The 14664-nt window shown below is 67.2% G+C and carries 6 protein-coding genes; 2 read left to right on the top strand and 4 right to left on the bottom strand.

Annotated features, from left to right (window positions below; translation table 11 throughout):
* Nucleotide 1: 1 nt before the first annotated feature.
* Entirely contained in the window at nucleotides 2-9022 is a 9021-nt protein-coding gene (locus KHP16_RS26500) for an autotransporter outer membrane beta-barrel domain-containing protein (RefSeq protein ID WP_211961460.1), read from the bottom strand.
* Here KHP16_RS26500 and KHP16_RS28610 point away from each other — a divergent pair.
* Complete coding sequence (locus tag KHP16_RS28610; RefSeq protein ID WP_258308094.1) at nucleotides 9012-9146, top strand: hypothetical protein; 135 nt, start codon at nucleotides 9012-9014, stop codon at nucleotides 9144-9146. The genes KHP16_RS26500 and KHP16_RS28610 overlap by 11 nt on opposite strands.
* A 256-nt stretch (nucleotides 9147-9402) precedes the next feature.
* Here the strand turns inward: KHP16_RS28610 and KHP16_RS26505 are convergent, their stop codons facing one another.
* Genes KHP16_RS26505 through KHP16_RS26515 form a run of 3 tightly spaced genes read right to left on the bottom strand, consistent with a single transcriptional unit; the run spans nucleotide 9403 to nucleotide 13442 of the window.
* Complete coding sequence (locus tag KHP16_RS26505; RefSeq protein ID WP_211961461.1) at nucleotides 9403-10545, bottom strand: CaiB/BaiF CoA transferase family protein; 1143 nt, start codon at nucleotides 10543-10545, stop codon at nucleotides 9403-9405.
* Between the two features lie 16 nt (nucleotides 10546-10561).
* On the bottom strand, nucleotides 10562-11554 hold the full coding sequence (locus KHP16_RS26510) for a Bug family tripartite tricarboxylate transporter substrate binding protein (RefSeq protein ID WP_211961462.1): 993 nt from the start codon (nucleotides 11552-11554) through the stop codon (nucleotides 10562-10564).
* A 34-nt stretch (nucleotides 11555-11588) separates the two neighbouring features.
* Entirely contained in the window at nucleotides 11589-13442 is a 1854-nt protein-coding gene (locus KHP16_RS26515; protein WP_211961463.1) for an acyl-CoA dehydrogenase family protein, read from the bottom strand.
* Between the two features lie 130 nt (nucleotides 13443-13572).
* On the opposite strand from KHP16_RS26515, the gene KHP16_RS26520 reads away from it, so the two are divergent.
* Complete coding sequence (locus tag KHP16_RS26520) at nucleotides 13573-14460, top strand: LysR family transcriptional regulator (protein WP_109584825.1); 888 nt, start codon at nucleotides 13573-13575, stop codon at nucleotides 14458-14460.
* Nucleotides 14461-14664: the final 204 nt, after the last annotated feature.

Consider the following 14664-nt stretch of genomic DNA (forward strand, 5'->3'; position numbering starts at 1 on the left):
ATCACCACACATACTTGACGCCGAGCTGACCCTGCACGCTCGAGTAGCTGTCAGCCCCCATCTGGAAGCCGACATCGCCCCACAGATGCCAGTTCCGGGTCAGCCGCGCCTGTGCCCCGAACTTCGTTTCAAAGCGATCCCTGGGCGTGCCATCCTGCACGGTGGCACCCGACATCACTACCGCCGGCTGGTTCTGCGCGTGCCACCAGTTCAGCGCCGCATAAGGCTGCACGGACTGCCCGCCGGCAAGCTGACTCTGCCCGAACACCGTGACACCCAGCCGGGTCAGCCAACCGCCCACATCCTTCGTTTGCACGCGCGTGCCGTTGGTCTCGACGATGTCCCCCTGATGATAGCTGCTGTAGATCAGCTGGAGTTGGGGCTGCACGTACAGCCGACCCTGCCCACCCTCGCCTAGCAGCGCGGTATAGCCGCCCTCCAGCGAACCGGTCCAGTTGTGGCTGGCGTACTGCACGCCTGGCAGCATGCTGCCGTTCGTCTTGTTGTCGTACCAGCCATACTGCAGCCAGCCGTCGAGGTAGGGGCCGGCCTGCCTGTCATCGTTGCGATACCAGGTGCCATACACGCCGGCACTGTAGGCATCGACGGCACCGTGAGCGGTGTTCGCGAGCCCTTGCACCGAGGAAGAACTCGTGATCCGGCCCGCCGCGCCCATGACACCCATGTGCACACGGGAGGGTTGCCCGTCACCCTGCCAGCGAACCATGTCGCCGCCGAACTGCGCGAAGCCGCCGCGCAGGGATTGGGCCAGCTTGCCACCGGCGGCGGTGGCGTCGCTGGACGTGCCTGCCAGACGGACCCAGCCGTTGGCGAGACGCGCGCGGCCGTTGCGACTACCGTCCACGAAATTCGGTTCGCCCATGCGATCGTGCAAGGTGTGCACGAACAGTGCGTTGGCGGCGCTCTGGTTGGCGAGGTACGTGCCGGCCTCGGGACGCAACTGCGGTCCGGGCGTAGGGGCGGGCGAAGGCGCGGGCGTCGTGTCCGTGGACGTCAGGTACCAGTTGCCATCGTTCCCGCCGGGTGTGCCCTGCGTGAGCCGATATTCGTAGGGCCCCGCCACCACCCGCCCCTGCAGCGCAAATGCGCCAGCGGAGGTACCCCGAACGTGCACCACCTCGATACCGTTGACGGTCTGCGCGCCAGTGCCGCCACTGTTGTTGATGGCGACGCGCGTTGCGCCCGACGTGCTCCCCTCCACGACCATCCTGTCGGTCGCCGAGTTGTCGCCGCCAAGCGCCGTGCTTAGCGTCAGCAGGCCGTTATTGCCAATGTAGTCGCCCTGGATCGTCAGGGTACTGGCGGGTACCGGGCTGGCCATGCGGATTTCTCCGCCGTTGGTCAGCGAGCCGCCGACGACAAAGTGGCCGGCAGGACCGCTCGCGAATCCAGGCGCCGCGTCGGCCACGGCCAGCAGGCCCTGATTCACGACGCTGCCCATGACACCGCCGTAGCCGCCGAGCGTCGCCCCGGGCGCCACCGTGACCGGCTGCGTGCTCGCGAGCCGCGCCTCGTTCAGCAGGATCAAGGCCCCTGCGCCAACGTCCGTCGGACCCGTGTAAGTCTGCGTCCTGGACAAGATCAGAGGGCCCGCACCCTGCTTGACGAGATTGCCACCACCACTGATCACGCCGTCATACGCATAGGTGTTACCACGATCGACGACGAGGCTGCCCTGATTGACGATATCGCCGGTCACGCTGCCCGCCATACCGCCATTGCCGAGTTGCAGGACGCCCTGCTCGATCGTGGTGCCCCCTGTGTACGTATTGTCGTTCGAAAGCGTCAGCTTCGCGCCGCCGGTCTTGCGCACGCTGCCCGTGCCGCCGATGCTCCCGGCAAATTCGGTATCGGCGTTATTGGCCACCGTCAATGCCGCGGCAGCCAGCGCGACGCTACCCGTCCCTGACAGATTGTTCACGCGCTGGGCGAAGCCGTTCAGATCGAACGTTGCACCGGTGGCAACCTGCACGCGCTCGCTGCTCGCTATGACATCCGCGGCCCCCGCACGCAGGATTCCGCCGTTGATCAGCGTGGCACCGGTGTAGGTATTGGATTTCGAGAGTTGCAGCGTGCCCTCGCCGGCCTTGGTCAGCGTGCGGCCGTCCCACCCTAGCGCGGCGTTGGCGGGCTGGTCCGCGAGCACCGCGTCCAGATCGAACAATCCACCGGCCGCCGCGAGCGTAAAGGTGCCGTGGGCCACTTGCGGCGTGGCCGATGCGCCAGCGTACCAGCTCAGCGCGAGGCCCACCTCGTACGTCTGCGGCCCATAGAAGCTCGTCACCGCGAGATAGTCCGTGGCGCTGTTCGCGCCAGCCAGCGTTACGTTCGCGAACATGCCGGTCAGGCCGCCCGCCTGCGCGGCACTCAGCACGGTGTAGCGCGAGAATGCCAGTTCCGACGCGGTCGCCGCCGCCGGCGCGCTGTATCCGGACAGGCTGTAGATGGAAGCAGCGCCAAGCGCGATCGCGCGGGCCGAGACCGCGGGCTGCCCGGGTCCGGCCACGTCGGAGAGCGTGCCGTCCAGCGCCGCGTTGCCAATGACGTCGAGGGTCGCGGCTGCGGTCAGCGCCGTGGTTGCGCCGGCTGCCGTGATGTGGTCGCCGGTCACGTTGAACGCACCCGTCTGGCCGAACTTCAGCGTCCCCTCGCTGACGGTCACGCTGCCCTGCGTACCTCCCGCGGTCAGCAAGGCGGTGCCCGCTCCGGTCTTGGTCAGGTTGCCAGGGCCCGCTAGCGTATTGGCAAGCGTTTCGTCGGCGGCGAACGAGAGTTGCAACGTGCCGGCGTTGTCGATCGCGCCGCTGCCGAGCGCCGCCGCGCGCGGTGCAATGAGCGCACCGCTTAATATCGTCGTGCCGGCGGCGTAAGTGTTGGCGCCGCTCAGCGTCAGGCTGCCTGCCCCGCTCTTGACGAGCCCGCCGCTGCCGGAAATCACGCCACTGAATGCGGTGTCGGCCGTCTGCGCCGCATCGAGGAACGCGCTACCGAGGGTAATGCTGCCCGCTCCCGACAGATTGGCCGCGCGCTGGTTGAAGCTATCGAGGTCGAGGGTCGCACCCGATGCCACATTGACATTGGCGCTCGCCGCGAAGGCGTTGGCGACCGCGGTCCGGACCGTGCCCGCGCCGATCTTCGTGTCGCCATCGTAGGTGTTGGTCGCGGAAAGGATCAGCGTGCCGGTGCCAGCCTTGGTGAGCGTCTTGCCATCCCAGCCGCTCGCGAACGATCCTGTCTGGCTGGCCAGGACCACATCGGCATTGAAGGTGTCCGCCGCATTCGATAGCGTGAAGTTGCCGTTGCCGAGCGCCGAACCCGCAGTCCAGGCGAGGTCGAAGCCGACGTTGTAATCGCTACCGTTGACGATCTTGCCCCCGACGACGAGGTAATCGACCTGACTCGCGCGATCCAGCGCCACGCCACTGAAGTTCCCGGTAATCCCCCCGGTGGTGTGCAGGATCGTGAAGTCGGTGCTCGTCAGCGCGCTGGCGGTGTTCGGTGCGCCCGTGGCAAGCCCCGTGACACTCAGCGTGCCATCGAGATTGGCGGTGTTCGCGCTGATCACCGGCTCCGCGCTGCCGACCGCGACATGCAGCGATGCGCCCGCCGCCTGCTGCAGCGTTCCCGCCACAGCGAGCGAAGCGTCACCAGCCATGGCAGTCGTCGCGCCACTGGCGGTGGTGTAGTTCGCCGCGTTGAAGGCACCCGTCTGCGCCCAGCGGAGCGTGCCCGCATCTACCGTTACGTCGCCCTGCGTCGAGCCGGCGGCAGTCAGCGTCGCGGTGCCCGCCCCGGACTTGTGTAGCGTGCCGGCGCCCGACAATTCATTGGCCAGCGTGCTGTCGGCCGCGAACGCGAGTTGCAACGCGGCCGCATTGGCAATGGCTCCGGTTCCGGCGCCATTGCCTTGCTGTAGCGTGAGCGTGCCCGAGGCGACGGTCGTACCACCTGCGTACGTGTTGGCCCCGGCCAGCGTGAGGTCGCCGGAGCCTGCCTGCTTCAGCGTGCCGTTGCCCATGATCGTGGCCGCATGGACGACATCGTCGCTCCGGTTGAAGATCAGTTGGCCGTTGTCGGCAATCGTGCCGCCGTAGCTGCCGGCCGTATCGGCCGCGCCGAGCTGGAGGATGCCGCCGCTCGCGATCGTGGTGGCACCGGTGTAGGAGTTGGCGCCGGTCAGCACAAGCGTGCCGGCACTCAGGTTCAGTCCGCCCGCCGAACCGTCTATCACGCCGCCGAACGTGCCGCCGTCCGCAATGGTAAGCGTGCCACCATTGACGTGCAGCGCCCCGGCGCCCGAGAGCATGCCCACACGCTGCACCTTGCCATTCAAGTCGGCGGCCGCACCACCGGCGACATCGAGCAACGTCGTCTGGCCCAGCGCCGTATCGGTGCCCAGGCGCAGCGTGCCGGTGGCCACGTGCGTGGCTCCGGTATAGTCGTTCGCCTGGTTGCCAAGCGTGATGACGCCGGTCGCATCGATGCGCAGCCCGCCAGCGCCGGTCACCCGGGCGTGCAATTCGTCCGCCCCGGCCGGCGCCGCAGCATCCGCTGAGAGAGATAGCGTCTGACCCGCTTGCAGATTCAGCTGACTCAGGCGGACTGCCGCGTAGAGACCATCGTTGGTGCCGCCGGTCGTCAACGCATAGTCATAGCTGCCCACGGCAACCGTACCGCCCCCCTGCACGATATTGGCTGTGCCGGCGCTCAGCGGCGCGCCCGTCGTATCCGCGAGTGCGATGGACGTCGCGGCGCCCGCCACGCTGCCCGCCTGAACCAGTTGCCGACTGACGCCTTCATCCTGCGCCAGCAAGTTCCCCGTGGTCGCCGTCGATGCCGGATCGATCCGGACGGTCCCGCCGGTCAACGTGAGCGTACCCGCCGACACCTTATTGTCTACCGACGCGCCGTAGGTCAGCGTACCGCCACCGAGCGTCAGGTTGCCCACGGTCTGCGTACCGGTGCCAACCGTGGTCACGTTGCCCGCCTCGAGCTGCAGCGTCGCCCCCGCCAGACTTGCGGCGTTCGTGCCTGACAGGGCGAATGTTCCCTGGCCCAGGGCCACGGTGCCGCCAAACGCGCCGCCCACGCCGGTGCCGAATGCGAAAACGTCGGTGGGACTCGCCAGCGTGGCACGCAAGGTGCCGGTGCCGGTCAGGGACTGACCGAAGGTATAACTGCCGCTGGTCGGGGCGTCGATCAGCAATGTCGCCCCGCCAGCAATCGAGGCGGCTCCGGCGCCGAGCGTGCCAGCGCCGGCGAGACGCAGCGTCCCGGCACTGACGGACGTGGCACCGCCATAGGTATTCACCGCGGTGAGCGACAGTGTGCCAAGGTCGGTTTTATCGAGTCCACCAGTGCCCTGAATGACCGCGTCGATGGTCGCGTTCATCGCGGCGCCGGCCTGGGTACCATCGCCGACGCGCACGATGGTGTCCGCGGTGTCGGTCGTCAACGACTGCCCCGCGAGGTGGTAGCCGTCGATTGCAAACTGCGCGCCGCTGAACGACACGGGGCCCGAGCCGTTGTCCACGCTGACGGTACCGGCCGTTCCCTGGAAGATCGCGAAGCCGCCCATCTGCCACGGCGCATTGATCGCGCCAGCGCTGTTGGTCCACGCATCGTTGCCCGCCCGCCAGGTCCCGCTGCTGCCATTGACGACACCGTTATTGAACTGGGTCGGTGTGTCGCCATCCCAGAACGTCAGCGGCCCCGCGCCCACCGCGTTGACGACGTTGATCTGGTTGGGGATCGACGTCTGCAACAGAAGATCGACATTGGCGGTAGAGCCAGCAGGCACTGTGCCCAGCGTCATGCCGCTATCGGTCAGCGCGCCGCCATACTGAATGATGCGATAGACGCCTGGACCGAACGCGCCAGTCGACGTGACATTGAGTTTGCCGCCCAGCGTCAGGTCTCCGGTTACGTTGAAGAGCCCCGCTGTGCTCGGCACGGCAAGCGAGACATCGGTCTGCGCGCTGGCGCCCAGCAGCAGCCCGTGCATCGTGAGCGTCTGGCCCTGCATGCCCGCCAGGTGGCCCCCATCCGCAACCGAGACATCACCGCCCGTGGTTCCCATGCCAGCGAGCGTGGCGCCGGCGCCCACGTTTACCGCGCCGGTCGCCGCGCTCTGGTCGCCGTCGATGCGTAGCGTGCCCGCGCTCACCGTGGTGATACCCGTATACGTGTTCGCGGCCGTCAGTGTCAGCACGCCCGCGCCCGCCTGCGTCAGGCTCCCCGTCCCGCTCACGCGTCCATCCTGCGTCAGTGAATCGGCACGATCGAACGCAAGCGTACCGTTGTTGACGATGTTGCCCGCAACGCTGCCGATGGTGCCGCCATCCCCGATCTGCAGCGTGCCGCGATCGATAGTGGTGATCCCGGCATGCGTGTTCGCGCCGGTCAGCACGAGCGTGCCCGTGCCCGCATGAGTGAGCGCGCCGGTGCCGGTCAGCGCGCCGCCGTAGGACAGCGCATCGCTGCGATCGAACACCACGAGGCCGTTATCGGTGATGTTGCCCGCATAGCTCCCGACCGTGGCCCCCGTGCCGATTCGCAGGGTCGCGCCGGCGGCCACCGACGTCGCGCCCGTGTAAGTACTCTCGCCGCCGAGCGCAAGCGTGCCCCCGCCCAGTTGCAGATGGCCGCCGGCTCCTGCGATGGCGCCATCGAACGCGCCGCCATTTACCACGTCGAGGGTTCCGCCATTGATCTGCAACGCCCCCCCGCCCCCCAGCGTGCCGATGCGTTGCGAGTGCCCCGCCAGATCCACATTGGCCCCGCCCGAAATCGTGAGCGATGCCGTGTTGCCGAGCGCCGCGTCGCTGCCGAGCCGCAATGTGCCGGTGTTGGCGGTCGTGGCGCCCGTGTAGTCGTTGGCGCTGTTGTTCAGCGTGATCGCGTTCGTGGCATCGATTTGCAGCGCGCCGCTACCGGTGATGCGCGCGCGCATGTCGTCGGCACCGGACGTCGCGACGTTATCGCCGGACAAACTCAATGTGCGCGAGGCCTGCAGATCCAGTTGCGTCAGCTGATTGGTCGTATAGAGCCCATCTCCCGCGCCCGTGCCCAGCCCCGCGCTGTAGGTCCCCACGGCCACGGTGTTGCCGCCCTGCGAAATGGCGACTCCGCTGACGCCACCGAGCGGATTGCCGCTTAGATCGGCTAGCGACAGCCCAGCGGAAGACCCGTTGACGGTGCCGGCCCGGATCAGTGGATGCAGGATGCCATCGTCCTGCGCGAGCAAGCTGCCGCCGCCGAGCGTGGTCGGATCGATTCGCACCTGTCCCGCGTTCATCGTCAGCGTATTGGCCGCGATCAGGCCGGCAGGCGCGACGCTGTAGGAAAGCGTGCCGCCGTTGAGCGTCACACCACCAATGGCTTGCGTGCCGGTGCCGACATCGGTGAGATTGCCGGTGTCCAGTTGCAGCGTCGCGTTGGTCAGCGCCTGCGCATTGGTGCCGGACAGCGCGAACGTACTGTTGCCGAGCGCCACGACGCCAGTGAAAGCCGTGCCCGCGCTGGTGCCGAATGCGAACGTGTTCGTTGGGGCGATGAGCGCGGCGCGCAGCATGCCGCTCCCGGACAGCGCATTGCCGAAGGTGTAGTTGCCAGCCGTCGGCGCATCGACGAACAGCGTACCCCCACCGGCAATGGCCGCCGCGCCCGGGCCGATGGCCCCGGGGCCGGTCACGCGGAGCGTGCCCGCATTGACGGCGGTGCCACCACTGTAGGTATTGACCGCGGTGAGCGTGGTAGTGTTCGAGCCGGCCTGCGTCACCGTGCCTGTGCCGCCGATCACGCTGCCTTGTGTCACGTCGTCGGCACGGTTGAATACCAGCGCCGCGTTGTCGGTGATCGCGCCCGTCACGGCACCGCCGGTACCTGCGCCACCGTCGCCGAGCTGGAGCGTGCCGCCCGAGATGGTGACCGCATTGGGAAAGGCGACAGGTCCCGTGAGGACCGTCGTGCCGCCGCTGTTGATCAGGGTACGCGAGCCGAATGCCGCGCCGGTATCGAGCACGAGTGCATTGGTGAACGGCCCCGCCATGGTGATGCCGGCGCCCGCGCCCGTCATGGCGCCCGCGATGCGCAGCGTGACGGGCCCCGTGGCGGTCACCGGATTGGTGAAGCTGCCCCCAAGCACCGACGCCCCACTGGCCAGCTGCAGCGTGCCTTCCAGCAGTTGCCAGTTCTGTACCTGATTGCTGGCGTTGCCGGTCAGCGTCCAGGTGCTGCTCTCGCGCTTCTGCTGAATCGGAAACAGCCGATACTGCGCGGCATTGCCAAGCTGCGACAGGTCGAACGTGCCATTGCCGCCATTGCCGCCTAGCGCGAGGATATCGTTCCCGGAACCCCCGTAGACCAGGCCGTTGATCACGGAGGTCGGCTCCAGGATCACGGTGTCATCACGGCCGCCGAGGAAGATGGCGTACTGCGTCATGCCGCCGCCAGAGGCTATCGTCCCTGCGTTGCGGATGACAGTCTGTCCGCCGGAGTAGACCGCGCCGTTGCTCGTGTTCAGGCTCTCGATCGTGCCGCCCGCTTCATTCGTCACCGAGAGGCTCGTTATCGCGTTCTGATAGATGGTCCAGTTGCGCCGCGACTGCAGTCTGCCGCCGGCCTGGTTGACGATCGTCGTCGTCCCCGAACCATCGGACCATACCGCGGGGCCCCCATTGCCGAGGATCGTGCCGCTGTTCACCAGGTCTACGCTGGTATTGTTGTTCGTCATGCCGATCACGGGACGATTTGTCGCCGTATCGTTCTGTATGATCCCGGTATTGCGAATGATGGACAGGCCCGGGCCCGCGCTACGTCCGACCAGGTCGGCGTCGAGCGTGTTGGTGATGGAGCCGTTGTTGATGAGCGTCCAGGTCGCGATGCCCGCGCCGCGTACACCGATCATCTTCTCGTAGGAGCGTCCCGGTACGGCATCGCTGCCGACGATGGACGCGCCAGCATCGACAGTCAGCGTCTGATTGTCGGCCGTGAAGTTCATCCAGCCCGTGTACCTTGCCGGACTCTGTATCGTGACGGCGCTACCGGCAGTACTGATCGTGCAGCCCGCGGTCACCGATGTGGAAACCGTGCCGCCGGTTGGCGAGCATTGGGCGTGTGCCTGAATGGTGCCGAGCCCGGCAATGAGGGCGGGTATTGCTCTGACGGGCAAATTGCCCTTGCAGCATGACGGCATGACATACACCTCATTTTTTTCCCCAAGCAGAGAACAGGTGTGCTGCCGCCAATATAGGCAAGAATCACGGAAGCAAATGTCGCTTCCCCGAAAGCGAATGTCGCCTTCACAGAAACTCTATTGTGGATCGTCGGAACATCTAACGAGACCCGTTTCCGCGGCACGCAGAAACGGGTACGCTCAAGCTAGGATTCGCGCGGCAGGAAGGTGTCGCCTTCCGTCAGCGGGGCATGCCGATAGGTCGCCGGCGTGCGGCTCAGCTTGACCGGGGCGCCCAGGCCCTTGTAGCCGCCTGGCATCTCGACCACCATCTCGCGATGCGCGGTATGCGGGTGCTGGAGCGCGTCTGGCACCGATAGCACGGGGGCGCACGGCACGCCCGCGGCCGCCAGTTCGTCGGCGAACGTCTTGCCGTCGACGTCCCTCATCCGAGCCTCCAGTTCGACCTTGAGCGTGGCGCGATTGACGGAACGCGCGCCCGCCGTGGCATAGCGCTCGTCTTCGGCCAGCGCCCCGAGACCCAGACGCTCGCACAGGATGCGGAACTGCCGGTCGTTACCCACCGCGAGGAAGATCGGATCGGTGGCCGTCGCCACGGTGTCGTACGGATAGATGTTCGGGTGCGCGTTGCCCGTCCGCTGCGGCGTCTTGCCGCTCATGAACCAGTTGGCCGCATGCGGATGCAGCAGCGACAAACCCGAGTCGTACAGCGCCGCCTCGACGAACTGGCCCCGGCCGCTGCGCTCGCGTTCCTGCAACGCAAGCAGTACACCCAGCGCGGCGTTGAGGCCCGTGACCATGTCGACGACGGGCAACCCCGCGCGCAGCGGCTCGCCATCGGCTTCGCCATTGATGCTCATGATGCCGGCCATCGCCTGGATCGCGGCGTCGTAGCCGGGCAGGCCACCAAGCGGACCATCCGCGCCAAAACCCGACACGCGGCAATGGATCAGTCGGGGAAAGCGCGCCGACAACGCGTCGTAGCCCAGCCCCCATTTCTCGAGGGTACCGGTCTTGAAGTTCTCCACCAGCACGTCCGCATCCGCCAGCAGCGCGAGCAGGACTTCGCGATCGGGCTCCGTCGTCAGGTCGAGCCGCATCACGCGCTTGTTGCGGTTGAGCCCGAAGTAGTAGGACGCCACGCCATCGCGGAACGGCGGGCCCCACGTCCGCGTGTCGTCGCCCTGCGGCGGTTCGATCTTGAGCACGTCGGCGCCGTGATCGCCGAGGATCTGGCCGCAGAACGGGCCGCCGAGAATGCGCGAGAGGTCTACCACGCGAATGCCCGCAAGTGCGCCCGTGGTTGTGCGAGCCGGGGTCGTCGTCATGTTGTCTCCTGTGTTGTCAGTCCAGCTGCGCGCCGGACTTTTGCACCACGGTACGCCATTTGCCGACTTCCGTCCTGACGAAGGTGCCGAGCTGCTCGGGCGTCGTCGAGGGCGCGAACTCGAGACCCTGGCCCTGCAGCGTCTTGCGGACCTCCGGCTGCTGCAACGCGTCCGCGAACGCCGCGTTGAGCTTGCGAATGACCTCGGGCGGCGTGCCGGCCGGCGCGACCACCCCGAAGAATACCGAAACATCGAAGGCGCCGAGTCCGAGCGCCGCGCCCTGTTCGGCCACCGTCGGCACCTCGGGCAACGCCTGGGAGCGGTTGCGCGTGGTCACGCCGAGGGCGCGCAGCTTGCCGCTCTTGATGAACGGCTGCGCCGTCAGCACGTCCGTGAAGGTCATGCTGACCTGTCCGCCGAGCAGATCGTTGAGCGCGGGGCCCGTGCCCTTGTACGGTACGTGCTGAAAGTCCGTTCCCGCGAGGTTGTTGAACAATACGCCGGCCAGATGCGACGATGCCCCGTTGCCCGACGAGGCATAGCTCAGCTTGCCCGGATGCGCCTTGGCATAGGCGACGAGTTCCTGCACGTTCTTCGCCGGCACGTTCGGATTGACGACCAGCACGTTGGGCAACTGACCGATCTGGATCACGGGCGCGAAGCTCTTGACCGGATCGTAGTTGATCTTGCGATACAGGCTCACGTTGATCGCGAGCGGCGCGGACGTGCCGAACATCAGCGTGTAGCCGTCGGGCTCCGCGCGCGCAACGGCTTCGGCGCCGATGTTGCCGCCCGCGCCAGCGCGGTTCTCGACCACCACGGTCTGGCCAAGGCTGTTCTTGAGCGCGGCCGCGAGGGTGCGCGCCATGGCGTCGGTGGGACCGCCCGGCGGGTACGTCACGACGAGCATGATCGGCTTGCTCGGATAATCCTTTTGAGCGTGGGCGGGCGCGGCGGCAAGGCACAGCGTGCAGGCGGCCAGCGCCGCCACGCGTTTCCAGAATGGCATGAGGTTGTCTCCGGTGTTTTGTTTGTGATCGGCTTCAGAACAGGTCGATTGCCGCCACGGCGTCCGCATCGCGGACCGGCGCGTCCTCCGGCATCACGGTATCGGCAAGCCAGGCGGGTTCCGCGTCACCGCCGAGCGGATCCTGCGGCAGCACGCGATGAATCAGCACGGCCTGCGCCAGACGCATGCGGCGGGCGGAGCCGATGCGGCCCGCTTCCCATGCCATCGCCACGGCGCTGGTCACGTGATAGAGCGCCGAGGCCGCCTGACGCGCCAGGACGTCGCCCTCGGCATTGGCATCGGCCGCGCGCTGCGCCTGCGCGACGGCGCCGGCCAGCACACGCTCGAAGCGCTCGCGTGCCGATGCGTGCAGCGGCGTGTCGGCGAGCAAAGCTTGCAGATGAGCCCGCAGCACCGGCAGCGATTGTTCGCGGCGGATCGCGCGCAGCACGTCCAGCGCGACGATATTGCTCGTCCCCTCCCAGATCGAGCCGAGGTGCGCGTCCCGCACGAGGCGCGGATCGCTCCATTCTTCGATGTAGCCGCAGCCGCCGCGCATCTCCATCGCATCGCCCGTCACCTTGCGGGCGTCGCGGCAAGCGCGGAACTTGATCAGCGGCGTGAGGATGCGCATCAGCGCATACGCATCGGTCTCGCCGGCATCCGCGCGGCGCAGCGCTTCGGCGGTCTGGAACACCATCGTCCGCGCCTGCTCGGTCGGCAGGGTGAGCTTGAGCAACTGGCGGCGCATCAGCGGCATGTCGATGAGCCGCTTGCCGAAGGCCTGGCGTTCGCGCGCGATGAACAGGCCCTCTGTCAGCGCGCGGCGCATCAGGCCGGCGGCACGCACCCCGTTGGAGAGGCGCGAGTTGTTGATCATGTCGGCCATCTGCACGAAGCCGCGGCCCGGTTCGCCGACAAGCCATGCGTGCGCGCCCTCGAGGCGGATCTCGCCGCTCGCCATCGAGCGCGTGCCCAGCTTGTCCTTCAGGCGGATGATGCGATAGTGGTTGGCGCTGCCGTCCGCAAGCGTGCGCGGCAACAGGAACAGCGACACGCCCTTGATGCCGGCCACCGCACTGCCATCGGCCTCCTCCACGCGCGCGAGCACCATGGCCAGCGCCGCATCCGGATTCGAGCAGAACCACTTGTCCCCGATGAGGCGCCAGCCGCCTTCGGCCGACGGATCGCGCACGGCGCGCGTGGCCGTGGCCGCGACGTCGGAGCCGGCGCCCTGCTCCGTCATGAACATCGCGCCCTGATACAGATCGTCGAACACCTGCGTGGTGAGATTCGGCAGATATCGTTCGACCAGCGTGGGGTCGCCGAACTTGCGCAGCGTGCGGGTGAGCGAGTCCGTCATCGACAGCGGGCAGCACAGACCGAACTCGGCCTGCACGAACAGATAGGTCAGCGCGTACTTGGCCGCGGGCGGCATGGGCTTGTCCCAGCCCAGCACGCCCCCGCGATGCGAGACGGCGGCGAGGCCAAACTCGGAGAACGCCACGCGCTCGAGCTCGATATAGGCCGGATGCTTGTGAATGCGCTGCGCGTCGAGCCCGCTGCGCGTGCGATGGGACAGCGTTGGCGGCGCGTGGTCCGCCACATTGGCGAGTTCGTCGAGCACGCCGCCGGCGAGTGCGCCCATGCGTTCGAGGTGAGGCAGCAAGTGCTGGTACAGATCGGCCGGCACATACAGCGGCAGCAGCGCGCGCAGATCCGGGTCGGCCGTGAACAGGCTGCCACCGTGGCGGTCGGGGACCGGGTGGGCTCGCGTCGCGTCGTCGGATTGCGGGGCGGCGGGTTTAGGGGCGGTGGATTGCGGGGCGGATCGCGGGGCGGATTGCGGGGCGGCGGCCGGGGCCGCGCGCAGGGCGCTGGTGGGCATGCATCGTCTCCTGAAGCGACGCCGGCCGCTCTTGGGCGAGGACCGGACTGATTTGGGCTTCATTATTCGGATGTCAGCGATTCACGTCTAATTCTAAAATTAGCTCGATCCATATAATTTTTGTATCGCCATGGAATTCCGCCACCTGCGCTACTTCCTCGTGCTCGCCGAGGAACTGCATTTCGGCCGGGCCGCCCGCCGGCTATCGATTTCCCAGCCGCCGCTGTCGCTGAACATTCAGCAGCTGGAGGCGTCGGTGGGCGCACGGCTCTTCGAGCGCGACAGCCGCGGCGTGCGGCTGACGGCCGCCGGGCGCGCGTTCCGGGAGTCCGCCACGGCGCTGCTCGCGCAGGCCGAGGCGGCCCGCCAGCTGGCCCGGGAAATCGAGGCAGGCGCCGTGGGGCGGCTGCGCGTCGGCTTTGTCGGGTCGATGCTCTATCGCGGCATGCCGCAGTTATTGCAGGATTTCGAGGCGCGGTATCCGGGCATCCAGGTCGCGCTGACCGAGCTGAACTCGCAGGAGCAGATCGATGCGCTGCTGCATGGAGAACTCGATGCCGGCTTTGTCCACACGCGCCGCGTGCCCGACGAGCTGACGACGGTGCTCGCCCACCGGGAGCAGTTCGTATGCTGCATGCCGGAGGGCCATGCGCTGGCGGTGCGACAGAACGTCGCGCTGACCGATCTGCGCGGCGAGCCCTTCGTGCTCTTCTCGCGGCAGGCGTCGCCCGACTATTACAACCGCATCTTCGAGATGTGCGTGGCGCAGGGCTTTTACCCACAGGTGCGGCACGAGATGCGCCACTGGCTGTCGGTCGTCTCGCTGGTATCGCAGGGCATGGGCGTTGCGGTGGTGCCCGCGGCGCTGGCGCGCTCGGGCATGGCGGGCGCGGTGTTCCGGCCGCTAAGCGGCACCGATGTGCCGTCGGAGGTGTACTGCGTATGGCGGCAGCAACCGGACAATCCCGCGCGCGATCATTTTGTGAACACCGTGCGCATGGCGGGCGGGTCCGATTAAAGAAAAAAGCCACCGGTCCCTGAGGGCGGTGGCTTTGGAAAGTACGCGTGGAACGGGGTGTTCAGCGTGCTTGCAGCTTAGCGTCGGAGCCTCGGCAGTCCAATAACACGAATGTGGTATTCCAATAAAATCGTGCGCCCGGCGTGAAATTTTTACGCGTTTTTTATATCGAAGCCCTGCTGCCACCCTTGTGTCACGCGCCAT

This window comes from Cupriavidus plantarum (assembly GCF_905397285.1).
GTDB lineage: Bacteria > Pseudomonadota > Gammaproteobacteria > Burkholderiales > Burkholderiaceae > Cupriavidus > Cupriavidus plantarum.